Below are 22,825 nucleotides of genomic sequence, written 5' to 3'. Positions count from 1 at the left end.
GGCTTCGGTCGCGACCGTCGTCGGCGCCATGCCTAAGGCGTAAGACACATCGTGCAGGACTTGCCCTGCATGATGTGTCGGCCCACTCCGGCAGTCGTGTGGGCGCTGGGCGGGAAATATGTGAGGTGTCGGGCAGCCAGCCCGACGTCCTTTCCCCTCACAGGAGTTACCCATGTCCACGACCGGACGCCCGCTCATCCTCGCCTCGCTCGCGGCGCTTGCCGCCACGCTGACCCTGCCCGCGCAGGCCGCGCCCTTCGGCGAAAGTACGACCGGACTGCGCTGCCACTACCGCCTGGCTTCCGATCCCCACGGCACCGCGACCGCTTTCGCCAGGGCGGATGTGCCGCTGCGTGGCTACTGGCGCAGCTCCAGCGTCCTGCCCTCGCGAAGCCTGTTCTTCACCGACACTAGCCCGGCCAAGGCCCGACAGGCCTGCGAGTCCAAGGTCGCCACGATCAAGGGCGCCAGCGGACTGGTCGCGGTAGGCGCCGCCGATAGCGACCGCAGCTACAACTACGAGATCTGGTACAACGGCGACCTGGCGCCTGGCAAGCCGGTCGAGCGTATCGTGTCCTTCGGCGACAGCCTGAGCGACACGGGTAACATGCACAACGCCTCGCAATGGCAGCTGCCGGGCTCGTCGTGGTTCCTGGGCCGTTTCAGCAATGGCCCGACCTGGATCGAGCATCTCGCCTCGCGCACCGGCCTGACCCTCAACAACTGGGCGATCGGCGGCGCGCAGACGCGCGACGCGCACCTGGGCCTGATCCACGGCGTGGACAAGCAGATCGATGGTTTCTTCAACTACATGGGGCATGCCAAGGGCTACGATCCGTCGCGCACGCTGTTCACCTTCCTCGCCAGCGGCAACGACTTCGTCAACGACACCAAGACCGCGCCGCAGATCGTCGCCCAGCAGGAGGCGTCGCTCAAGAAACTCATCGACAAGGGCGCGCGCAAGATCCTCATCGTGAACCTGCCGGACGTCTCGGTGGCCCCCGTGTTCAAGTACCGCGCGGCCGATGTACACACCGTTGTCGGCAAGGTCGAACACTATAACCACCAGGTCAGGCTCATTGCCGAGCGCCTTTCGGCCACGACCGGTGCCGAGATCCGCGTGGTCAACGCGCGGGCGGCGTTCGATGAAATCATCCGCCAGCCGAAGCGCTTCGGTTTCGTCAACACCACCGATTCCTGCCTGCAGATCGACAATGCCAGCTCGCTGAACTACGTGAAGAAGCAGAAGCTGCGTGCCGGCTGCGATCCATCCGCCTACGTGTTCTGGGACACCCTGCATCCAACCACTCGCACACATGCGTTGATGGCTGGTTGGGCGATCGAGGCGACGCCGGCATCCTGGGGTCTGCGGCGTTGAACGAACCAGATATTCCCGGCCATAGCGTCGGGAATATCTGAAAGCGCAGCACGGCGATACGGGCGTGCGATCCGACTACCCATGGTTCTGGGACATGATGCATCCGCCCCCTCGGACGCATGAACTCATCTCACGGTGGGTACGGAACGACACTTCCTACGAAGGGGGCTTGCGCTAACGGGAAGGGGCCGCGTGTGCGGCCCCTTCCTCATTCACAATCCGCTTGCCCGTGGTCGGGGCTTCAGCGCGACGCGTTCAGCACGTCCAGGGCCGCATTGAACGTCGGGCTGGGACGCATGGCCGCACTGACCCGCGCCATGTCGGGATGGTAATAGCCCCCGATCTCGACGGGCTTGCCCTGCGCACCGTTCAGCTCGGCGACGATCGTCGCCTCATTGTCCGCCAGCGTCTTCGCCACCACGGCGAATTTCGCCCTCAGGTCGGCATCGTCCTGTTGCGCGGCAAGTGCTTCGGCCCAGTACATCGCCAGGTAGAAATGGCTGCCGCGGTTGTCGATCTCGCCGACCTTGCGTGCCGGCGACTTGTTGCTGTCCAGGAAACGGCCGGTAGCCTGGTCCAGCGTTTTCGCCAGCACGCGGGCATGCGCGTTGTCGTAGCGTTCGCCCAGGTGCTCGAGCGATGCGGCCAGCGCGAGGAACTCGCCCAGCGAATCCCAGCGCAGGTAGCCCTCTTCGACGAACTGCTGCACGTGCTTGGGGGCGGAGCCACCGGCACCGGTCTCGAACAGTCCGCCGCCGGCCATCAGCGGCACGATGGAGAGCATCTTCGCCGACGTGCCCAGTTCCATGATGGGAAAGAGATCGGTGAGGTAGTCGCGCAGCACGTTGCCGGTGACCGAGATGGTGTCCTTGCCCTGGCGGATGCGCTCCAGCGACAGCCGCGTCGCGGCGACCGGGTCGAGCACACGGATATCCAAGCCGGCGGTGTCGTGGTCCTTGAGGTAGTGCTCCACCTTGGCGATCACCTGGGCATCGTGCGCACGCTGGCGATCGAGCCAGAACACGGCGGGCGTGTCCGACAGGCGCGCGCGTTGCACCGCAAGCTTCACCCAATCCTGGATCGGTGCATCCCTGGTCTGGCACATGCGCCAGATATCGCCCTGCTCCACCGTGTGTTCGAACACCACGGCACCGTCGTCGGTGACGACACGTACCGTGCCGTCCGCCGGGATCTGGAAGGTCTTGTCGTGCGAGCCGTATTCCTCGGCCTTCTGCGCCATCAGGCCGACGTTGGGCACGCTACCCATGGTGGCCGGATCGAACGCGCCGTGGGCGATGCAATCCTCGATGACAGCCTGGTACACACCGGCGTACGAGCGATCGGGGATGACTGCCTTGGCGTCCTGCAGCTTGCCTTCGGCGTTCCACATGCCACCGGAGTCGCGGATCATCGCCGGCATCGACGCATCGACGATCACGTCGCTGGGCACGTGCAGGTTGGTGATGCCCTTGTCGGAGTTGACCATGGCCAGCGCGGGACGCTGCGCGTATTCGGCGGTAAGGTTGGCCTCGACGGCAGCACGCGTGGCGTCGTCGAGCTTGCCCAGGCGCGCGTACAGGTCGCCGATGCCGTTGTTGGCGTCGAAACCGATCCGCTTCAGGGCGTCCGCATGCCGGGAAAGCGTGTCCTTGTAGAACTCGCGTACCGCAATGCCGAACATGATCGGGTCGGAGACCTTCATCATGGTGGCCTTGAGGTGCAGCGAGAACAGCACGCCCTGCGCCTTCGCATCGGTCAGCTGGGCGTCGATGAACGTGGCCAGCGCCTTGCGGCTCATGACGGCGGCGTCGACGATCTCGCCGGCCTTCACCGCCACCTTGTCCTTCAGCACGGTCGTGCCACCATCCTTGCCGGTGAACTCGATGCGCAGGCTGCCTGCCGCGGCCATCGTTGCCGAGGCTTCGCTGCCGTAGAAGTCGCCGCCATCCATGTGCGACACGTGCGACTTCGATTCCGCCGACCACTTGCCCATGCGGTGCGGATGCTTGCGTGCGTAGTTCTTCACCGAAAGCGGTGCGCGGCGATCGGAGTTGCCCTCGCGCAGCACCGGATTCACCGCACTGCCCATGGCCTTGCCGTAGCGCGCGTTGCTTTCCTTGTCCGCGTCGCTGGCAGGCGCATCCACGTAGTCGGGGATGGCATAGCCCTGCGACTGCAACTCGCGGATGGCGGCCTTCATCTGCGGCACGGAGGCGCTGATGTTGGGCAGCTTGATGATGTTGGCTTCCGGCCGGGTGGCCAGCTCACCCAGTTCGGCCAGGTGGTCGCCGATCTTCCGGGACTCGGTGAGGCGATCCGGGAACTGCGCCAGGATGCGTCCGGCCAGCGAGATGTCGCGGGTCTCCACGGCGACGCCCGCCGTGCCGGCGAAGGCCTCGATGATGGGCAGGAAGGAGGCGGTGGCCAGGAACGGCGCTTCGTCGGTGAGCGTATAGATGATCTTGGGCGTGCTGGACATGATTCGGCGAGCCTTATGCTTGAGTGGGCCAGGTCATGGGGCTGGCCGGCGCAGGCCGCAAGGGGCGCACCGGCGGGCAGGAACCCGCCCATTGTCGCCCGATTGCCCCCCGAGGGGTAGGAGCGCACGATGTGCGCGAAAAACCAACAGGGCGGCGACGCGGTACCCCCGCATCGCGGCAAACCCCATCGCGCACATCGTGCGCTCCTACACAGCGTCGTTTGCAGTTTGCGCCGTGATGGTCACCGTTACGCGGGTTTGTTCAGGCGGAGTGCGCGTTTTTCGGCGCGGCGTGCCTTGCGCGTCTTCCAGCGCTCGGAAAGGCAGGCGAAGATCACGTACAGCGCCGGAGTCGACAGCAGGGTGAGGCTCTGCGAGATCAGCAGGCCGCCGATCATCGCGATACCCAGCGGGCGTCGCAGCTCGGAACCTTCGCCGAGGCCGATCGCCAGCGGCAGCGCTGCCAGGATGGCCACCATGGTGGTCATCATGATCGGGCGAAAGCGCACCAGGCAGGCCTCGCGGATCGCTTCCTTCGAGGTGAGGTGATGCTCGCGCTCCGCCACCAGCGCGAAGTCGATCATCATGATCGCGTTCTTCTTGACGATGCCGATGAGCAGCACCAGCGCGATCATCGCCACCACCGACAACTCGGTATCGGTGATGACCAGCGCCGCCAGCGCGCCCACGCCGGCGGCAGGCAGGGTCGAGATGATGGTCACGGGATGGATCAGGCTCTCGTACAGCATGCCCATCAGCAGGTAGACCACGACGATGGCGGCGAGGATCAGCAGCGGCATGTCGCTCTGCGACTGCTGGAAGCGACGGAAATCGCTGCCCGCATCCAGGCGGATGTCACCGGGCATGCGCATGCCGTCGATGGTCTTCTGGATGATGACCATGGCCTCGCCCATGCTCACGTTGGGAGCGAGGTTGAAGCTGACGCCCATGCTCGTGTACTGGTCCTCATGCACGATCTGGCTGGGCGCCAGGCCGGGCTCCTGGCGTGCCACCGCGGACATGGGCACCATGGCGCCGCTGTCGGAGCGCACGTAGATCTGGTTGAGCGATTCCGGCGTGGCGGCCATCTGCGGCAGCGCGTTGACGATGACGCGGTACTGGTTGATGTCCGAATAGATGGTGGACACCGCACGCTGGCCGAACGCGTTGTACAAGGCGCCGTCGATGTTGCCGATGGACACGCCCAGGCGTGCGGCCGTGTCGCGGTCGATCACCATGTTCTGGCGCAGGCCCTGCGCGTCGATATCGCTGCCGACATCGGTCAGCATCTTGTTCTTCTTCAGCGCGTCCACGAGCTTCGGCAGCCACGTCTGCAGCTCGACGATGTCGTTGCCCTTGAGCGACACCGAATACTGGCCACCCTGCGACGAGCCGCCGCCACCGCCCGTGGGCAGGTCCTGGATGGGACGCAGGCGCAGGTTGAGGTCGGGGTACTTGTTGGCCGCCGCCGAAAGGCGATCCAGCACGTCGAACGTGGTGCCCTTGCGCCCTTCCGCCACCGTCTTCAGTTCGATGTTGAACTGCCCGGTGGAGCCGGTGCGGCTGGTACCCAGGCGCGAGCCGACGGCCTTCACCGCCGGATCGGCCAGCAGCATGTCGGTGAGCCGGGTCTGGCGCGCCTGCATCTCGTCGAACGACACCGTGGAACTGGACGTGGCGCGCGCGCCGATCAGGCCAGTGTCCTGCGGGGGGAAGAAACCGGCCTTGATCATGCCGAACAGCACGATGGTGATGCCGACCAGCACCAGCGGCGTGAGCGCCATCAACAGGGCATGGCGCAGGGTCCAGTCGAGTGCGCGGCGATAGACGCCGACCATGCGCTCGTGCATGCGCTCGAGCGCGCGACCGAACTTCGACTCCGGCTCGTCGTTGGCGTGCGCGGTAAGGAAATGCGCGCACAATGAAGGTGTCAGGGTCAGCGAGATCACCGCCGAGACCAGGATGGCCGCCACCAGGGTGACCGTGAACTCCTTGAAGAACATGCCGATGACGCCCGGTGCGAGCAGCAGCGGAATGAACACCGCCACCAGCGAACCGGTGATCGACACGATGGTGAAACCGATTTCGCGCGCACCCAGCAAGGCCGCCTCGAACCGCGGGATGCCCTCGTCCATGTGGCGGATGACGTTCTCGATCACCACGATCGCGTCATCGACTACGAAGCCGATGGCGATCACCAGCGCCAGCAGCGTCAGGTTGTTCAGGGTGTAACCGAAGGCGTACATGACTGTGAACGCACCGGCCAGCGACAGCGGCACCGTCAGGCCGGCGATCACCGTGGGGGCGAGGCGGCGCAGGAACAGCGCCATCGTCATGATGACCATCGCCAGGCTGATCAGCAGCGTGGCCTGCACCTCGTGCAGCGACGCGCGAATGGTCGGGGTACCGTCGAAGAACGAATGCAGCTGCACACCGGCCGGCAGCCAGGTCTGCATGGTGGGAATCTGCGCCTTGATCCGGTCCACCGTATCGATGACGTTGGCATCCGACTTGCGGTACACGTACATCAGGATGCCGGGCTTGCCGTTGAACCAGGCCGCCTGGAACGCGTCCTGCTGGCCGTCGTACACCTTGGCCACGTCGGACAGGCGGATCGGCACGCTGTTGTTCACGCCGATGATCAATTTGGCGAATTCGTCGGCGGTATGCAGCGAATCCGTGGCCGTCACCGCCATGGTCGTCTTGCCGTCGGAGAGGAACCCCTGCGGCGAGGTGACGTTGGCGGCGGTGAGCGCATTGCGCAACTGATCCGGCGACAGGCCCATCGCGTTCAGTGCGCGCAGGTTGACGTCGACGCGGATGGCCGGCGTCGCGCTGCCAGCGATGTCCACCGAGGCAATGCCCTCCTGCTGGCGCAGCCGCTGCGCGAGGATGGAGTCGGCCACGTTGTACAGCGCCGTGGGCGCCACCGTGTCGGAGGTGAGCGCCAGCACGATCACCGGATCGTCGTTCGGGTTGGCCTTCTCGTAGGACGGGGCGTTGAGCAGGCCGGTGGGCAGGTCGGGCTGGGCCGCGTTGATCGCCGACTGCACGTCGCGCGCCGCCGCGTCGATGTTGGTGCCGTTCTGGAAGAACAGCAGGACGAAGGCACTGCCCTCCGAGCTGTTCGACCGCATGGACTCGACGCCGGGCACCTGGCCCAGATGGCGCTCCAGCGGGGCGGCCACCGTGGAGGCCATGGTGCTGGCGTCCGCGCCCGATTGCTGCGCCTGCACGAAGATGGCCGGGAACTGGATGGCCGGCAACGCCGCCACGCCGAGCAGCGAGTAGCAGATGACGCCGATCACGAAGATGCCGATGGCCAGCAGCGACGTGCCGATCGGACGGCGAATGAACGGACCGGAGATATTCATGTCGGAAAACGCTGCATCGTGCTCGGATCGGCGCGGAATGATTCCGTCCTAACGCACCATCCGGAAAAAGGTTTCGCCGGACGGGGTGCCGTCCGGCGAAAAGGGGTGGTTCCAGGCAGGCCTGCGACTGGCGTCATCGCCCGGTGGGCCGGGGCAGTGCCGCCTCGTGGGCCAGGGCGCGCTGCCGTTTGCGTTCCGCCAGCCAGTCGGAGAACCGCTCCATGTAGAGGTAGATCACCGGCGTGGTGTACAGCGTGACCAGCTGCGACAGCAGCAGGCCGCCCACGATGGAGACACCCAGCGGCTTGCGCAGCTCCGAACCGATACCGTTGCCCAGCGCGAGCGGCAACGCACCCAGCAAGGCCGCGGCGGTGGTCATCATGATCGGGCGGAAGCGCAGCAGGCATGCGCGGCGGATGGCGTCGTGCGCATTCAGGCCGGTGCGCTTCGCCTCGATGGCGAAGTCGATCATCATGATCGCGTTCTTCTTCACGATGCCGATCAGCAGCACGATGCCCACGATGCCGTCGACCGACAGGGTCATGCCGCACAGGATCAGCGCAAGCAGGGCGCCCACGCCCGCGGGCGGCAGGGTGGAAATGATCGTCAGCGGATGGATGTAGCTCTCGTAGAGCACGCCCAGCACGATGTAGATCACGATGATGGATGCCAGCAGCAGAAGCACTTCGTCGCCGACCGAGGAAGAGAATTCCGCCGCCTTGCCGATGAACTGACCGCGCACCTGCGGCGGGAAGTTGAGTTGCTTCTCCACCTCGTGGATCGCTTCCACGGCCGAGGACAGCGACTCACCCGGCGCGAGGTTGAACGACACGGTGACCGCCGGCAGCTGCTGCAGGTGGGTGACCACCAGCGGCGCCGTAGTGACGACGGCGCTGGCCAGCGCGGCGATGGGAATGTTGCCGCCGCCACCGACCTGGAAGCCGACGTTGCCGCTGTTGCCGATGCCCGACGGCGTGGCCGAGTTGCTCGACGCCAGCTGGCCGAAGCTGGTGGCGTTGGAGCCGGTCAGCGCACCGTTGCCGTTGCCGCGCACCGTCAGCTTGTTGAGCAGGTCGGCACTGTTGCGGAACTCCGGCGCCACTTCCAGCACCACGCGGTACTGGTTGAGCTGGGTGAAGATGGTCGATATCTGCCGCTGCCCGTAGGCGTCGTAGAGCGTGTCGTCGATGGTCTGCACCGGCACGCCCAGACGGCTGGCACTATCACGGTCGATGGTCAGCTTCAGCGCGGTGCCCTGGTCGGCCAGGTTGTTGTCGACGTCGGCCAGTTCCTTGCGCTTGCGCAACGCGGACGTCATCTGCTGCGCGTACCCGGCCAGTTCGGTCGAGTTCACGTCGGACAGCGAGTACTGGTATTCGGTGGCGGACACCTGGGTATCCAGCGTCACGTCCTGCACGGGCTTGAGGTAGAGCGCCACGCCAGCGATGTTGGCGACGGCCTTCTGCAGCCGCGGCAGCACGGTGTCGAGGTCGTCGCGATCGCCGCGATCCTTGAGCACCAGCGACAGCTGACCCTGGTTGAGCGTGGGGTTGATCGAGCCGGCGCCGATGAAGGCGGCGACACCGGCCACCGCCGGGTCCTTCGCCAACGCATCGGCGACGGCCTTGGTACGGTCTTCCATCTGCGGGAAGGCCACGTTCTGGTCGGCCTGTACCACCGCCGTGATCATGCCGGTGTCCTGCTCGGGCAGCAGGCCCTTCGGGATCACGATGTAGAGCACGACCGTGAGCGCCACGGTGAGCGCCGCGACGATCATCGTCAGCGGGCGATGGTCGAGTACCCAGTCCAGGCTGCGACCGTAGCCGTCGACCAGCCGCGACCAGGCCGTGTGCTTGCCGGACGCCGTGGCGTGCTCGTGGGCGTCCTCCGCTTCCGGCAGCTGGTCGGCCTTGAGCAGGTAGGCGCACATCATCGGCGTGAGCGTCAACGAGATCAGCATCGAGATGATGACGGCGATGGTCAGCACCCAGGCGAACTCGTGGAACAGGCGCCCGGTAACGCCCGGCATCAGCAGCAGCGGCAGGAACACGGCCACCAGCGAGACGGTCAGCGACAGCACCGTGAAGCCGATTTCCTTCGCGCCCACCTCGGCCGCGGTCTTGGCGTCCTGGCCCTGCTCGATGTAGCGGACGATGTTCTCGATCATCACGATGGCATCGTCGACCACGAAGCCGGTGGCCACCGCCAGCGCCATCAGCGAGAGGTTGTCCAGCGACATGCCGGCGAACGCCATGACGCCGAAGGTACCCATCAGCGACAGCGGCACCGCGACCGACGGGATCACCGTGGCCCACAGGCGGCGCAGGAAGACGAAGATCACCGCCACCACCAGGCAGATGGTGAGGATCAGCGTGAACTGGACGTCCTCCACCGACGCGCGGATGGTGATGGTGCGATCGGAGAAGATCTTCAGGTGCACATCCGCCGGCAGCACCTTCTGCAGGTCGGGAATGGTCTGCCGGATCTGCTGCACCGTCTGCACGATGTTCGCACCGGGCTGGCGACGGATATCCAGCAGCACCGCCGGCTTGCCGTTGGCCCAGGCGGCCAGCTGGTCGTTTTCCACGCCGTCGATCACGTTGGCCACGTCGGACAGGCGCACGGGCGCGCCGTTCTTGTAGCTGATGATCGTGCCCTTGTATTCCGCGGCATCGGACAGCTGGTCGTTGGTGCCGATGCTGTAGGACTGGGTCTTGCCGTTGAGCGTGCCCTTGGGTGCGTTGACGTTGGCCTGCGTGAGCGAGCTGCGCACGTCCTCCATGGTCAGGCCGAGGTTGGCCAGCTGCGCGGGATTGACCTGGATGCGCACGGCGGGGCGCACGTTGCCGGCGATCGAAACCAGGCCCACGCCCTGCACCTGCGCGAGCTTCTGGGCGATGATCGAATCGGCGTAGTTGTTCACGTCACGCAGCGGCAGGCTGTCGGAGGTGAGCATCAGGGTCATGATCGGCGCGTCGGCCGGGTTCACGCGGTTGTAGACGGGCGGGTAAGGCAGGTTGTTCGGCAGCGTGCCCCGCGCCTGGTTGATCGCCGCCTGCACGTCCTGCGCGGCGATGTCGATGTCCCGATCCATGTTGAACTGCAGGACGATCGTAGACAGGCCCGCCGAGGAATCCGAACTCATCGAGCCCAGGCCGGAAATTTGGCCGAAGTTGCGCTCCAGGGGCGTGGTGACCAGGGCCGCCATGGTGGATGCGCTGGCACCGGGGTACTGGGTGGTGACGACCAGGCTGGGGGCATCGATTTCCGGCAGCGCCGACACCGGCAACTGGCGGTAGCCGAGGATGCCGAGCAACAGCACCGCCACCATCAGCAGCGAGGTCGCGATCGGTCGGCGAATGAAGAGTGTCGAAAAACCCACGGGTAAGTCCTGGTGTCGGGACCTTGCGGTCCGGTGGCGGCGCGCCCGTCATGAGCGCGCCACGCCTTGTCAGCGGCGACCGCCGCCCTGGCGACCCTGCTGACCGGTCTTGGCCTTCTGCAGCTCGTCCGCCGTGGGCGCGGCGGGCACCTGGCCCGGGGCGAGCGGCTGCACCTTGGAGCCGGGCTTGAGGCGGAACTGGCCCTCGGTGACGATCTTGTCGCCCAGCTTCACGCCCTTGCTCAGCAGCACGTGGCTGTCGCCCACCTCGCTGGCGGTTTCCACCGCCTGCATCTTGACCGTGTTGTCGCCCTGCACGAGGTAGACATAGTCGCCGTCCGGCCCGCGCTGCACCGCCTGCGACGGCACCACCAGGCCGTCCTTCACCGTGCGCACCTTCAGCTGCACGTTGACGAACTGGCCCGGCCACAGCTGGGTCTTGTCGTTGTCGAACAGCGAGCGCAGGCGGAAGGTGCCCGTGGTGGTGTCGATGGTGTTGTCGATGACGTCCAGATGACCGGTGGCGATGGGGTGGGCATCGACGCGATCCAGCGCGGAGACCTCCAGCTGCGACAGGCCCTCGCCACCGACGGAGCTGCGCACCATGTCGAGGTTTTTCTCGGGCAGGTAGAACATCACGTAGATGGGATGCAGCTCGGTCAGGGTGACGATGGCGTCCGTGGTAGCCACGATGTTGCCCGCATCCACCGAGCGGATGCCCGCCAGGCCGTCGATCGGCGCGATGACCTTGGTGAAGCCCAATTGCACCTGGGCGGCACGAATGGCGGCCTGGTCGGCGTTGGCCGTGGCCGCGGCCTGGTCAAGGCTGTTCTTGAGGTTGTCCAGGTCCTGCTTGGACACGTATTGCTGGCCGCCCTTGCTGACGAGGTTCTGCGAGCGGTCGAGGTTGTTCTTCGCCGTGGCCGCGAGCGCCTGGTCCTGCTTGAGTCTCGCCACCGCCTGGTCGTAGTTCGACTGGATGGTGCGCGGGTCGATCTCGGCGATCACGTCGCCCTTCTTCACTTCCTGGCCTTCCTGGAAGTTCAGCTTCATCAGCTGGCCGCCGACCTGCGGGCGCACGGTCACCGTGTTGCGCGCCTGCACGGTGCCCAGCGCGGTCAGGTAGACCGGGACATCCTGGCTGATCACGGGAACGACCGTGACCGGCACCGGCGGCTGGTCCTTGCCCTGCCCCTCGCCGTTGGCCTGCGCACTGGCGGTGGCCGAGGAATCGGCTCCCTTGGCCCGGTGGTGGCGAGCGACGAAGAAGCCCGCGATCAGCACGACGACGACGACGGCCAGCGCGATTTTCCAGAAACGCGACATGAAACACTCCCAGGTGGATAGCCGGACGACGGGTCGTTGCCGTCCGTTCGCGCGAAGATAAGGTTCGACGACGACAATATAGGGTTACGGGAACGGCATTGAACAATGCCGGTTGACAGGGGTACAGCATGACTGACGGCACGGTTTGCCCCTTGGGGGCGTGGCCGCCGGCCCGCGGAAGGGCGTATCCGGGACCGCTGACACGTGCGGAGGTTCCGTTATACTCGCCCGGTTAGCGCCGCAACGCGGCTTGCAGGCACGCCGGAGCCCGGGGAGGGGGACGGCACACCCAAATCCAGTGGAGTGAATGCGTGAGCGGTTCTCCAAGCAAGTCCGACCAGAACTTCATGCGTCAGTTTTCGCTGCTGACGGCCGGCCTGAGCGTCCTGGCCCTCGTCCTGATGGTGGTGGCCTACATCATCTATAGCCACATCCCCAAGGACCAGGACCCGGCGGTCGCCAAGCGCACCGAAGCACGCATCGCGCCCGTCGGGGCGGTCTACGCGGGTGACACCGGCCGCGCCGCCATGCAGGCCGCGCAGGATGCCGCCGCCAAGGCCGCCGCGGCCCAGGTGGCCTACGGTGGCAGCACCGACGGCAAGACCATCTACGACAACCTCTGCCACAGCTGCCACACCGCCGGTGTGGCCGGTGCGCCGAAGCTGGGTGACAAGGCCGCCTGGTCGGCCCGCCTTGCCGAAGGCATCGCCACGCTGACCAAGCACGCGATTGAGGGCTACACCGGCCCCGATGGCAACCACATGCCCGCCAAGGGCGGCAATCCGTCGCTGACGGACGAGCAGGTCACCAACACCGTCAAGTGGATGGCCGACCAGGCCAAGTAAGGCCATCCACCACCGGGGATCCCGCCGTGCGCTCGGCTACCCAGTGCGCCGCAAAAGCCCGCAACTGCGGGAAGAACCTCTCGAAGGTGGCCTTCAGCACCTCGTCCTCGGCCAGCAGCAGCGGCATGGCCTCGGCCAGGGGGTTGGCCCGCGACAGCCGTTGCGAGATACCGCGCAGCGCCTTGCCGATGGCGGCGGCATCCCGGTAACCCGCCGGCAGGTCATTGGCGTCCATGTACCCCAGGAAGCGCTTCAGGGCGTCGGGCAGCAGGGGCCCGGCATCATGGAGTTCCCTGCGCAGCCCCCTGGCGTATCGATCCAGCGGCTGGTCGGACCAGCGGTCGAAATCGCGCGCCAGGCAGTGGTCGAACCACATGTCCAGCAGGATGCCCGCATAGCGCCGGAACGGCGGCGGCATGCGCTCACGGGCGGCGCGCACCTCGGCGTGTGAGTCGGTGAAGCTGTCGATGGCCCGGTGCAGGTAGATGCCCTGCCGCACACCCGGCGGCAGGTGGTCGCCCGGCGTGCCGTGCACGAAGTCGCCCATGGCGCCGCCCAGGCGCAACGCGGTGTCGTTACCCGCCAGCAGCGCGTGCGCAAGCACGTTCACGAGCCCAACCCACCGCGTCGTGAACGGCCACCGGTTATCATGGAGGGCATGAGCGCACTTCTACCTACAGCGCCGGAGCATTTTCCGGACGAGACCCTGAGCTTCGCGCTGGCCGGCCCCGCAGGCAAGCTCGAATGCGAAGCCAAGCCGAGCGACGCGGAACATCGTCGCCAAGCCGTTGCCGTCATCTGCCACCCGCTGTCCACCGACGGGGGCAGCATGCACAACAAGGTGGTGACCATGATCGAACGGTCGCTGCGCGAGTCGGGCGTGGACACGGTGATCTTCAATTTCCGCAGCGTAGGCGCCTCCGAGGGCCCGTTCGACAACGGCATCGGCGAGAGCGACGACCTCGCGGCGGTCGTTGCCTGGGCGCGTCGGGCCCGCCCGGGCGCCACGCTGTGGCTGGCCGGGTTCTCCTTCGGCAGCTATGTCACCCTGCGCAATGCCGCACGTCTGGACGCCGGTGCGCTTATCAGCATCGCCCCGCCGGCCGCCGGTCGTGGCTGGGATTTCTCCGAGCTGGAGCTCCCCTCCTGCCCGTGGCTGGTGGTGATGGGCGACGCCGACGAGATCGTCGAGCCCCAGGCCGTCTACGACTGGATCGACGGCCTTCCTGAAGCCCGTCGGCCACATCTGGTGAGGATGGAAGACACCAGTCACTTCTTCCATCGCCGGCTGATGGATCTGCGCGGCGCGATCAAGAACGCGGTGAAGGACTGGCCGCCGAGGCCGGACGCCGCATGACCTGCACGGCATTGACACCCGGCGAGCGCTACCGGGACGGCATCGCGGGCCATCGCTGGGAATCGGACCCCGCCCAGTTGCCCGTCATCGCCCAGTTCGACCGCCTGCATGCCGCACTGTGCGCGCCGGCGCCCGTCACGGGGGGCGGTCTGTTCGGCCGCCTGCGCAACATGCTGGCCAGCGAACCGCGCCAGGCGGTGTCGGGACTGTACCTGTGGGGCAGCGTGGGCCGTGGCAAGACCTTCCTGATGGACCTGTTCGTCTCCAGCCTCGCGCCCGGCCTGGCGCTTCGCCGCCATTTCCACCGTTTCATGCTGGAAGTGCACGGCATGCTGCGCGACCTGGGCGAGCGCCAGAACCCGCTGGACGAAGTGGCCGAACAGATCGCGCTGAAATGCCGCGTGCTCTGCCTCGACGAGTTCCTCGTCTCCGACATCGGCGACGCGATGATCCTCGCAGGCCTGCTCGACGGCCTGTTCGCGCGCGGCGTCGCGCTGGTCACCACCTCCAACACGCCGCCCCCAGGCCTGTACCGCGACGGCCTGCAGCGTGCCCGCTTCCTGCCCGCCATCGCGGCGATCGAGGCACATTGCGTCGTGCACGAGATGGTCTCGCCGCGCGACTGGCGCCTGCGCGCGCTCAGCCAGGCCTCGGTGTACCTGGTGCCCCCGGGCGTCGAGGCCGAGCTTTCCCTGGCGCGGATCTTTTCCACGCAGGCGCAGGGCGACACGGTGGAAGGGGGCGACATCACCATCAACGGGCGCGACATTCCCGTGCGCAAGCGCGCCGACACCATCGTCTGGTTCGATTTTGCCGCCCTGTGCGAGGGCCCGCGCGCCGTCGCCGATTACATCGAACTGGCGAAGACGTATCCCACGGTCATCCTGTCCGGCGTGCCGCAGTTCACCGTGTTCACCGAGAACGAGGCCAAGCGTTTCGTGCTGCTGGTCGACGAGTTCTACGACCGCCACGTCAAGCTGGTGATCTCGGCCGCTGCGCCGATCACCGAGATCTACGATGGGGCGAAGCTGCGTGCGGAATTCGGGCGTACCGAGTCACGGCTGATCGAGATGCAGAGCGAGGACTACCTTGGGCGTGACCATAAGCCCTGATACGCCGTGGACAGCGACGGCTGGAAGGCCGCATGCTTGCAGCTTCATGCTTTACGGGCGGGCATCCCGCGCCACCTGACGAGGAACGCCATGGACCATTGCGAACTGATTCCGGGTCGCGGCATTCGCCGCGGCGACACCGATATTTTCTTCGGCATGCCACGCAAGAAGCTCCGCGAGGCCCTCGGCTGGAAGGCCGGCGGCGAGTCCCTCTGGGACGACGAGGACGAATACACCGATACCGGCGGCACGGAATGGGTCCGCCTGCGTTTCCTCGACGACAAGCTGTGCGACATCGAGGTCATCGGCGGCACGCTCACCCATGAGGGCATCACGCTTTTCCCCTCCGACATGCCTACGCTGCGCGCCGCCCTGAAGGACGCACACATGGACCTGGAGAAGACCGAATGGCTTTCCGAGGGCCACGATTGCGTCGACCTGCACATCGTCGTCGCCTCGAAGAACGACGTGGGCGACGTGGGCGACGAAATCGAGTGGGTCATCACCAGCAGCGATTTCCGCACCGAATGATCCACCGCACCCGCCTCGCCAGGCACGCCCGCACCGTAGCGGGCGTTTTGCTTGCCGTGCTGCTCACGGCCTGCGCCGGGGCACCGACCGTCGCACCGCAACGCAGTGCGCTCGCGCACTGGACGCCTTCGCCGAACTTCAACGCGCGCAAGGCGCAGCTCATCGTCCTGCACCACACGTCCATCGGCGATGCCGGTGCGGCGTTGCGTGTGCTGCGCACCCGCAACAGCGAGGGTCCGGTCAGCGCCCACTACCTGGTGGAGATGGACGGGCGCATCGACCAGCTCGTCGACGAGAGCCAGCGTGCCTGGCATGCCGGCGCGGCCCACTGGGCCGACATGACGGACATCAACTCGTCATCCATCGGCATCGAGATCGACAACGATGGCGTGTCGGCTTTCACGCCCGCCCAGATCCAGGCGTTGATCGCCCTGCTGGGCGACGTCACGTCGCGGCTGGGTATCCCGCGGCAGGCCGTGGTCGGTCACGGCGATATCGCGCCGGGCCGCAAGAACGATCCCAGCGCCCTCTTCCCATGGGCGACGCTGGCGCGCTACGGCTTCGGCCTGTGGCCCGATGCCACGCTCGTGCCCGCACCCACCGGCTTCGACAGCCTCGCCGCCATCCGGCTCGTGGGCTACGACGTGTCCAATCCCCGCAACGCCATCATCGCCTTCCACCGCCACTATCGCGGCATGGAATCGCCCACGCTGGATGCCACCGACGCGGCCATCCTCTACTCGTTGCAACGCAAGCTGATGGCGCCGCGTCAGTAGGCGAAGTCCGCAAACGCGGCGATGGTCCGCTCGACGCCTTCGTCGTCGATGTCCCGATGGGTCACCAGCCGGACCGACGGCAGGTAGCCAATGCTCAGGCGTATACCCGCCTGGGCCATGTGCGCGGCGAGATCCTTCAGCCGATCCGCCGGAACGTCGACGAACACCATGTTGGTATGGCAACCCGTGACGACAAGACCGTCGACGGCGCGCAGCCCGGCGGCCAGACGACCGGCACGCGCGTGATCCTCCGCCAGGCGCTCCACATGGTGATCCAGCGCATACATGGCCGCCGCAGCCAGCATGCCGGCCTGGCGCCAGCCGCCGCCTGCCACCTTGCGCCAGCGCCTGGCGCGTTCGATCAACGCCGTGTCGCCGAGCAGCACGGAGCCCACCGGCGCCCCCAGCCCCTTGGACAGGCAGACGGACACGCTGTCGAAGCCCGCCGTGACCTCACGGGCGGGCCGGCCGTAGGCAATGGCAGCGTTGTAGAGGCGTGCACCGTCGAGGTGCAGGCCGAGATGTCGGCGAGTCGCCAGCTCACGCGCCTGCGCCAGGTAATCGAAGGGGAGCGCGCGGCCATGCCAGGTGTTTTCCAGTGCAAGCAGCCGCGAGCGGGCGAAGTGCGGATCGACCGGCTTGATCGCGGCCTCGACCCGGTCCAATGGCAGCGTGCCGTCGGCGGCCTGGGGAATGGGCTGGGGCTGGATCGATCCCAGCACCGCCGCGCCGCCGCCTTCGAAGCGATACGTATGGGCGTCCGCGCCGACGATGTATTCATCGCCGCGCTCGCAGTGGCTCATCAGCGCGAGCAGGTTGCTCTGCGTGCCGGTCGGCACGAACAGCGCGGCGGTAAACCCCAGTTCGCCGGCGAGGCGTTCCTGCAGCGCATTCACCGTCGGGTCCTCGCCATAGACGTCGTCACCGACCGGTGCGCGCCACATGGCCTCGCGCATGGCCTCGGAGGGCTGGGTGACGGTATCGCTACGCAGGTCGACGGTTTTCATGAGCGCGGCACGCAAGGACATATCGGGTGACCGATGGTACGCGAGCCGTTCACGAATCCGTAGCCGGCACCGCGGCATCATGGCCGCATGATCACCATCGTCATGGGCGTCTCCGGCAGCGGCAAGAGCACGATCGGCGAGGGCCTGGCCATGCGGCTGGGCCAGCCGTTCGTCGATGCCGACGCGCTTCACCCGCAGGCCAATCGCGACAAGATGGCGCGCGGCATTCCCCTCGACGATGCCGACCGCAAGCCGTGGCTGGAAGCGATCGTCGCCACGATGGACCAGCACCGGGCCAGCGGCGAGTCGATGGTGCTGGCGTGCTCGGCCCTGAAGCATCGCTATCGCGACGTCCTTCGCGGGACGCATGGCGATGTGCGCTTCGTCTACCTGCACGCATCCCGCGCCCTGCTGGCCGAGCGCCTCGGCCACCGCAGTGGCCACTTCTTCGATCCGACCCTGCTGGACAGCCAGCTGGCGACGTTGGAAGAACCATCGCGGGAAGAAGCCCTGTGGGTCGACGTGGGCCTGCCGCCCGCCGAAGCCATCGAAGGCGTGATCCGGTCGGGATGCGACAGCGGCGCGGGCGCCATCGGCCGATGAGCCGGCCCGGCCTTCAGGCGCGGTAGAAGGTCGGCGGCCTGCCGAGCGCACGGCGGAACATCGTCGAGAAACTCGCCGGACTTTCGTAGCCCAGGTCCAGCGCCACGGCGGTCACGGCCTCGCCTGCGCCGAGCCGGGGCAGCGCGGCCAGCAGGCACGCCTGCTGTCGCCACTGCGCGAAACTCATCCCCGTCTCGCGACGGAACAGCCGGGTGAAGCTGCGCCGATGCATGCCGAGCCCGGCGGCCCAGTGGTCGATGCTCTCCGTCATGCGCGGCTGCTCCAGGAAGTGCGCGCAACGTGCGGCGAGTCGCCGGTCGGTCGGCAAGGGCAGCGCCAGCGGGATGGTCGCGGCGCGCGCCACCTCGGCCACCAGCAGTGCCATCAGCATGCCATCCCGACCGTCGAAGTCGTACGCCGGGGGAACGTCCACCGCGGCGACCAGCAGCGCGCGCAACAACGGCGATACAGCAATCACGCGGCACGTATCACCCAGCGGCTCGGCGACCACGCGGTCGACATACACGCTGCGCGTGCTGACCGTACCGATCATCCGGACGGCATGGGGCGTAGTCGCCGGAATCCACACGGCACGCTCCGAGGGGGCCAGCCACGAGCCCTGCGGCGTGGTGACAGCCAGCGTGCCCGTGGAGGCATAGAGCAGCTGGCCGCGCCGATGGCGATGCGCCTGCAGCTCATACGACGACGGGTAGTCGTGGCCCCGGGACAGGACGGGGCGCGATGCCTCGTCGTGGAAGTCCCGATAGGGAATGTGCGGATTGTCCCGATCTCCACTATCCATGACCCATATCCTAGCGCGGGCCACAGGGATGGCGTGTTCTCATGGCGTTTCCCCGTTCCCAGGACCGCCCATGCAAGCGCCTGCCCGTGCCGCGTCGACCTCGCCGCGCACCGATCCGACCGTCTACGGCGTCATCTTCGCCATCAGCTTCTGCCACCTGCTCAACGACATGATGCAGTCGCTGCTGCCCGCCATCTATCCGGGCCTGAAGGCCGGTTTCCACCTGGACTTCGGCCAGATCGGCCTGATCACCCTCACCTACCAGATCACCGCCTCGATCCTGCAGCCGCTGGTGGGCCTCTATGCCGACCGCCGGCCGACACCCATGGCACTGCCGGGTGGCACGCTGTTCTCCCTCGCCGGGCTGCTGGTGTTGTCCGCGGCGCACACGTACCCGATGCTGCTCGTCGGTGCCGGGTTGCTCGGCATGGGTTCATCGGTGTTCCACCCGGAGTCGTCGCGGGTGGCCCGGATGGCCTCGGGCGGACGCCATGGGCTGGCGCAGTCGCTGTTCCAGGTGGGCGGCAACGCGGGACAGGCGCTGGGGCCCCTGGCAGCGGCGATCGTCGTGGTGCGCTGGGGTCAGTCGAGCCTGGCCTTCTTCGCGCTGCTGGCCCTGCTTTCAGGTGTCGTATTGTGGAATGTCGGGCAGTGGTACCGGCACCACGGACTGTCGCGCCTGACGGCCGGCGGGCGCACGCCCACATCGATCGCCGCGAGTAGCGCGGATGCGCGGCGGGGTATCGCCGTGCTGCTGGCACTCATCTTTTCCAAGTACGTTTACCTGGCCAGCCTGACCAGCTACTTCACCTTCTACCTGATCCACCGTTTCAACGTGTCCGTGCAGAACGCGCAGCTGCACCTCTTCGTGTTCATGGCTGCAGTGGCGGCGGGCACGTTGCTGGGCGGCCCGTTGGGCGATCGCTTCGGGCGCAAGCGGGTCATCTGGTTCTCCATCCTGGGCACCCTGCCCTTCACGCTGCTGCTGCCACACGCCAGCCTGTTCTGGACCGCGCCGCTCACCGTGGCGATCGGGCTGATCCTGGCGTCGGCGTTTCCGGCGATCGTGGTGTTCGCGCAGGAACTGGTACCGGGCAAGGTCGGCATGATCTCCGGCCTGTTCTTCGGCTTTTCGTTCGGGATGGGTGGCCTCGGCGCGGCCGGGCTGGGCGAACTGGCCGACCATGTCGGCATCGAGGCGGTCTACCGGATCTGCGCGTTCCTGCCGCTGATCGGCCTGCTGGCGGCCTTCCTGCCGGACCCGCGGAAAGCGAGCGCCACCACGGCGTGAGGCGATGCACCGGTCGCTATCGAACAGATAGCGGCCGATGCATCGACACGGGGTTACTTGGGCAGCGCGTAGGCGATGACCCAATCGCCCTGCTTCGTACCGAGCGAACCGTGACCGCCGGCGACCACCAGCAGGTACTGGCGACCGCTGCTGTCGGCATAGGTCATCGGCGTGGCCTGGCCACCGGCGGGCAGGCGCGACTCCCACAGCTTCTTGCCGGTGCGCACGTCGTAGCCGCGCACGTAGTAATCCAGCGTGCCGCTGAGGAAGGTGACGCCACCGGCGGTGGTCACCATGCCGCCCAGGCTGGGCACGCCCAGCGGCATGGGGATCGGCAGCGGCGCGCTGTCGACGATGGTGCCGTTCTTGTGCCGCCACATCATCTTGCCGCTGCGCAGGTCCACGCCCGCCACATAGCCCCACGGCGGCGCCTGGCAGGGGATGCCCAGCGGCGAGAGGAACGGCGACAGTTCGATGCCGTAGGGAATGCCCTTGGCCTGCTTGACGCCCTCGGTCTCGCTCTTGGCGGGACCCACTTCCATCTTGGCCAGTTCTTCCTTGGGAATCAGCTTGGACTGGAATGCCATGTAGCTGGGATTGATCAACATCAGCTGTCGCGTCGGGTCGACGGACACGCCGCCCCAGTCGAACACGCCGAAGTTACCCGGGAACACCAGCGAGCCCTGCAACGACGGCGGCGTGAACATGCCCTCGTAGCGCAGCGAGCGGAAGCGCACGCGGCACCAGAGTTGGTCCAGCGGGGTGGTACCCCACATGTCCTGCTCGCGCACCTGCGGTGGAGCGAAGTTGAGGTCGGACAGCGGCTGGGTCGCCGCGGTGTGGTCGCCCGGCACCGCACCCTGCGGACGCGGCACTTCCTGGATCGGCACGATCGGCGTGCCGTCGCGGCGGTCGAGCACGTAGATGCTGCCCTGCTTGGTCGAGGCGACCACGGCCGGCTTCATGCCATCGGCCGTCTGCAGGTCGACGAGGGTCGGCTGGCCGCCGACGTCCATGTCCCAGAGGTCGTGGTGAGTGAACTGGTAGTTCCACTTCACCTTGCCCGTGGCGACATCGAGGGCGACAAGCCCCGCACCGTATTTTTCCGACGTAGGCGTACGACCGCCACCGAACTGGTCGGGCGTCTGGTTGCCCATCGGCAGGTACACGATGCCCAGGGCTTCATCGACGCTGAAGAGCGACCAGACGTTGGGCGAGTTACGTGTGTAGACGCCATCCGGACCGATCGGCGTGGTGTCGTCCGGCTTGCCCGGGTCCCAGTTCCAGACCAGGTGGCCATCATGCACGTCGAAGGCACGGATCACCCCGGACGGCTCGTTGGTCGATTCGTTATCGGTGACATGGCCACCGATGATGACCAGGTCCTTCGTGACCGCCGGCGGCGACGTGGAGTAATAGCCACCCGGGGTGAACGGGCCAACGTTGGCGCGCAGGTTGACCGTGCCACCCTGGCCGAAGTCGCCGCAGGGCTGGCCGTTGTCCGCATTCAGCGCGATAAGGCGGGCATCGGCGGTGGGCAGGAACAGGCGGCGGGGGCAGGTGGCGGTGGCGATGGCCGACGGGGGCAGCGGCGCCGTCGACGCAACCGCCGGGACGCCGGCCGCCGTGGTGGCCGGGGCCGGGATCACGGCCGCCGCATAGCGGGCGTCGTCGTGGTAGGACACGCCACGGCAGGTCATGTGTTCCCAGTGCTTGAAGCCGACCGGGCTCTGGATCTTCGGATCGAATTCCCAGCGTTTTTCACCGGTGGCGGCGTTCACCGCGATCACCTTGCTGTGCGGCGTGCACAGGTACACGGTGTCGCCGATCTTCAGCGGGGTGTTCTCGGAGGTCGTCTCGGTCGGATCGTCCGGGCCCGGACGATCGCCGGTCTGGATTTTCCAGGCGACCTGCAGCTGGCCGACATTGTCGGGGGTGATCTGGGTCAGCGGCGAATAGCGCTGGCCGTAGGGCGAGCCGCCGTAATCGGTCCAGTCGCCGTCCGGCCGCGCGGCACGGTCGCCCTGCGGTCCGGACACATCGGCCATGGGCAGTTCGCCCGGCATGTCGTTCGATACGTGCACCGCGCCGACGATGCCGACGACGGTCGCGATAAGCAGCGATACGAAGAGGAAGCCGCCGCCGGTGCCGCGCGAACGGCCGTCGAAGCGCTCACGGCCCAGCCCGCGACGCGGCCAGGGCAGCAGCAGCCAGAGGCCGAGCGCGAACCAGACATCCAGGCGGGGCAGCAGCTGCCAGAAGTCCCAGCGCACTTCCCACACGGCCCAGCCCGTGGTCGCGATCAGCAACAGCGCGTAGATCGGCACGGCGAGGCGCACGCGGAAAAGTAGCAGGGCCGCCACGAGCAGAGTGACCGCACCGGATGCGAGGTAATAGACAGAGCCGCCCTCACCGAAGAGTCGGATGCCGCCCAACAGCATGACGGTGCCCCAGAGGGCAAAGACCAGCGCGCTGAACAGCGTCGCCGGGTGGTATCTCCTGACTCGATTCATCCGAACTCACTCAATTGGCGTGGGTCCTCCCCCAACCCCTAGGGTCGTG

At 66.9% G+C, this 22,825-nt stretch carries 16 protein-coding genes; 8 read left to right on the top strand and 8 right to left on the bottom strand.

Annotated elements, in window-relative coordinates; all coding sequences use genetic code 11:
- Positions 1–172 precede the first annotated feature (172 nt).
- On the top strand, positions 173–1,378 hold the full coding sequence (locus QRN34_RS05505; RefSeq protein ID WP_285402729.1) for an SGNH/GDSL hydrolase family protein: 1,206 nt from the start codon (positions 173–175) through the stop codon (positions 1,376–1,378).
- 241 nt (positions 1,379–1,619) lie between these two features.
- On the opposite strand, the gene QRN34_RS05500 is transcribed toward QRN34_RS05505, so the two are convergent.
- The 4 genes from QRN34_RS05500 to QRN34_RS05485 all read right to left on the bottom strand — a co-directional run bounded on the left by QRN34_RS05500 (position 1,620) and on the right by QRN34_RS05485 (position 11,939).
- Complete coding sequence (locus QRN34_RS05500) at positions 1,620–3,857, bottom strand: NADP-dependent isocitrate dehydrogenase (protein WP_285402727.1); 2,238 nt, start codon at positions 3,855–3,857, stop codon at positions 1,620–1,622.
- Positions 3,858–4,105: 248 nt separating this feature from the next.
- Positions 4,106–7,231, bottom strand: a complete 3,126-nt coding sequence (locus tag QRN34_RS05495; protein ID WP_285402725.1) for an efflux RND transporter permease subunit — start codon at positions 7,229–7,231, stop codon at positions 4,106–4,108.
- A gap of 133 nt (positions 7,232–7,364) precedes the next feature.
- The gene (locus QRN34_RS05490; protein WP_285402723.1) at positions 7,365–10,613 is read right to left on the bottom strand and encodes an efflux RND transporter permease subunit; all 3,249 of its coding nucleotides are present in this window, start codon (positions 10,611–10,613) and stop codon (positions 7,365–7,367) included.
- Positions 10,614–10,682: 69 nt separating this feature from the next.
- Entirely contained in the window at positions 10,683–11,939 is a 1,257-nt protein-coding gene (locus QRN34_RS05485; protein ID WP_285402721.1) for an efflux RND transporter periplasmic adaptor subunit, read from the bottom strand.
- A 347-nt stretch (positions 11,940–12,286) separates the two neighbouring features.
- On the opposite strand from QRN34_RS05485, the gene QRN34_RS05480 reads away from it, so the two are divergent.
- The gene (locus tag QRN34_RS05480; RefSeq protein ID WP_285403079.1) at positions 12,287–12,784 is read left to right on the top strand and encodes a c-type cytochrome; all 498 of its coding nucleotides are present in this window, start codon (positions 12,287–12,289) and stop codon (positions 12,782–12,784) included.
- Here the strand turns inward: QRN34_RS05480 and QRN34_RS05475 are convergent.
- A complete protein-coding gene (locus QRN34_RS05475; RefSeq protein WP_285402719.1) occupies positions 12,756–13,394 on the bottom strand; it encodes an ACP phosphodiesterase in 639 nt (212 codons plus the stop codon). The two genes, QRN34_RS05480 and QRN34_RS05475, sit on opposite strands and share 29 nt — an antisense overlap.
- A 48-nt stretch (positions 13,395–13,442) precedes the next feature.
- Between QRN34_RS05475 and QRN34_RS05470 the strand changes: the two genes are divergently transcribed.
- From QRN34_RS05470 to QRN34_RS05455, 4 genes are all read left to right on the top strand, one after another.
- Positions 13,443–14,141 (top strand): alpha/beta hydrolase, encoded by a 699-nt coding sequence (locus QRN34_RS05470; protein ID WP_285402717.1) that lies wholly within the window; start codon positions 13,443–13,445, stop codon positions 14,139–14,141.
- On the top strand, positions 14,138–15,253 hold the full coding sequence (gene zapE, locus QRN34_RS05465) for a cell division protein ZapE (RefSeq protein ID WP_285402715.1): 1,116 nt from the start codon (positions 14,138–14,140) through the stop codon (positions 15,251–15,253). The genes QRN34_RS05470 and zapE overlap by 4 nt, the downstream gene beginning before the upstream one ends.
- Positions 15,254–15,343: 90 nt before the next feature.
- Positions 15,344–15,784: a hypothetical protein gene (locus QRN34_RS05460; protein WP_285402713.1), complete on the top strand. Its 441-nt coding sequence runs from the start codon at positions 15,344–15,346 to the stop codon at positions 15,782–15,784.
- A complete protein-coding gene (locus QRN34_RS05455) occupies positions 15,781–16,560 on the top strand; it encodes an N-acetylmuramoyl-L-alanine amidase (protein ID WP_285402711.1) in 780 nt (259 codons plus the stop codon). Before QRN34_RS05460 ends, QRN34_RS05455 begins: the two co-directional genes overlap by 4 nt.
- Here QRN34_RS05455 and ltaE read toward each other — a convergent pair.
- Positions 16,554–17,567 carry a low-specificity L-threonine aldolase gene (ltaE, locus tag QRN34_RS05450; RefSeq protein ID WP_285403077.1) on the bottom strand — a complete coding sequence of 338 codons (1,014 nt, stop codon included), beginning with the start codon at positions 17,565–17,567 and terminating at the stop codon, positions 16,554–16,556. The genes QRN34_RS05455 and ltaE overlap by 7 nt on opposite strands.
- Positions 17,568–17,654: 87 nt before the next feature.
- Here ltaE and QRN34_RS05445 point away from each other — a divergent pair, with 87 nt between their 5' ends.
- The gene (locus QRN34_RS05445) at positions 17,655–18,170 is read left to right on the top strand and encodes a gluconokinase (RefSeq protein WP_036139204.1); all 516 of its coding nucleotides are present in this window, start codon (positions 17,655–17,657) and stop codon (positions 18,168–18,170) included.
- Positions 18,171–18,183: 13 nt separating this feature from the next.
- On the opposite strand, the gene QRN34_RS05440 is transcribed toward QRN34_RS05445, so the two are convergent.
- On the bottom strand, positions 18,184–18,972 hold the full coding sequence (locus tag QRN34_RS05440; protein ID WP_285402708.1) for a helix-turn-helix transcriptional regulator: 789 nt from the start codon (positions 18,970–18,972) through the stop codon (positions 18,184–18,186).
- 70 nt (positions 18,973–19,042) lie between these two features.
- On the opposite strand from QRN34_RS05440, the gene QRN34_RS05435 reads away from it, so the two are divergent.
- Entirely contained in the window at positions 19,043–20,263 is a 1,221-nt protein-coding gene (locus tag QRN34_RS05435) for an MFS transporter (protein ID WP_285402706.1), read from the top strand.
- Positions 20,264–20,316: 53 nt separating this feature from the next.
- Here the strand turns inward: QRN34_RS05435 and QRN34_RS05430 are convergent, their stop codons facing one another.
- Positions 20,317–22,776: a membrane-bound PQQ-dependent dehydrogenase, glucose/quinate/shikimate family gene (locus QRN34_RS05430; protein ID WP_285402704.1), complete on the bottom strand. Its 2,460-nt coding sequence runs from the start codon at positions 22,774–22,776 to the stop codon at positions 20,317–20,319.
- Between the last annotated feature and the right edge of the window lie 49 nt (positions 22,777–22,825).

Source organism: Luteibacter sp. ME-Dv--P-043b, assembly GCF_030209605.1.
Taxonomy (GTDB): Bacteria; Pseudomonadota; Gammaproteobacteria; order Xanthomonadales; family Rhodanobacteraceae; genus Luteibacter.
The sequence above is the reverse complement of the archived record's forward strand: the minus strand, read 5'-3'. Positions and strand labels throughout refer to the sequence as shown.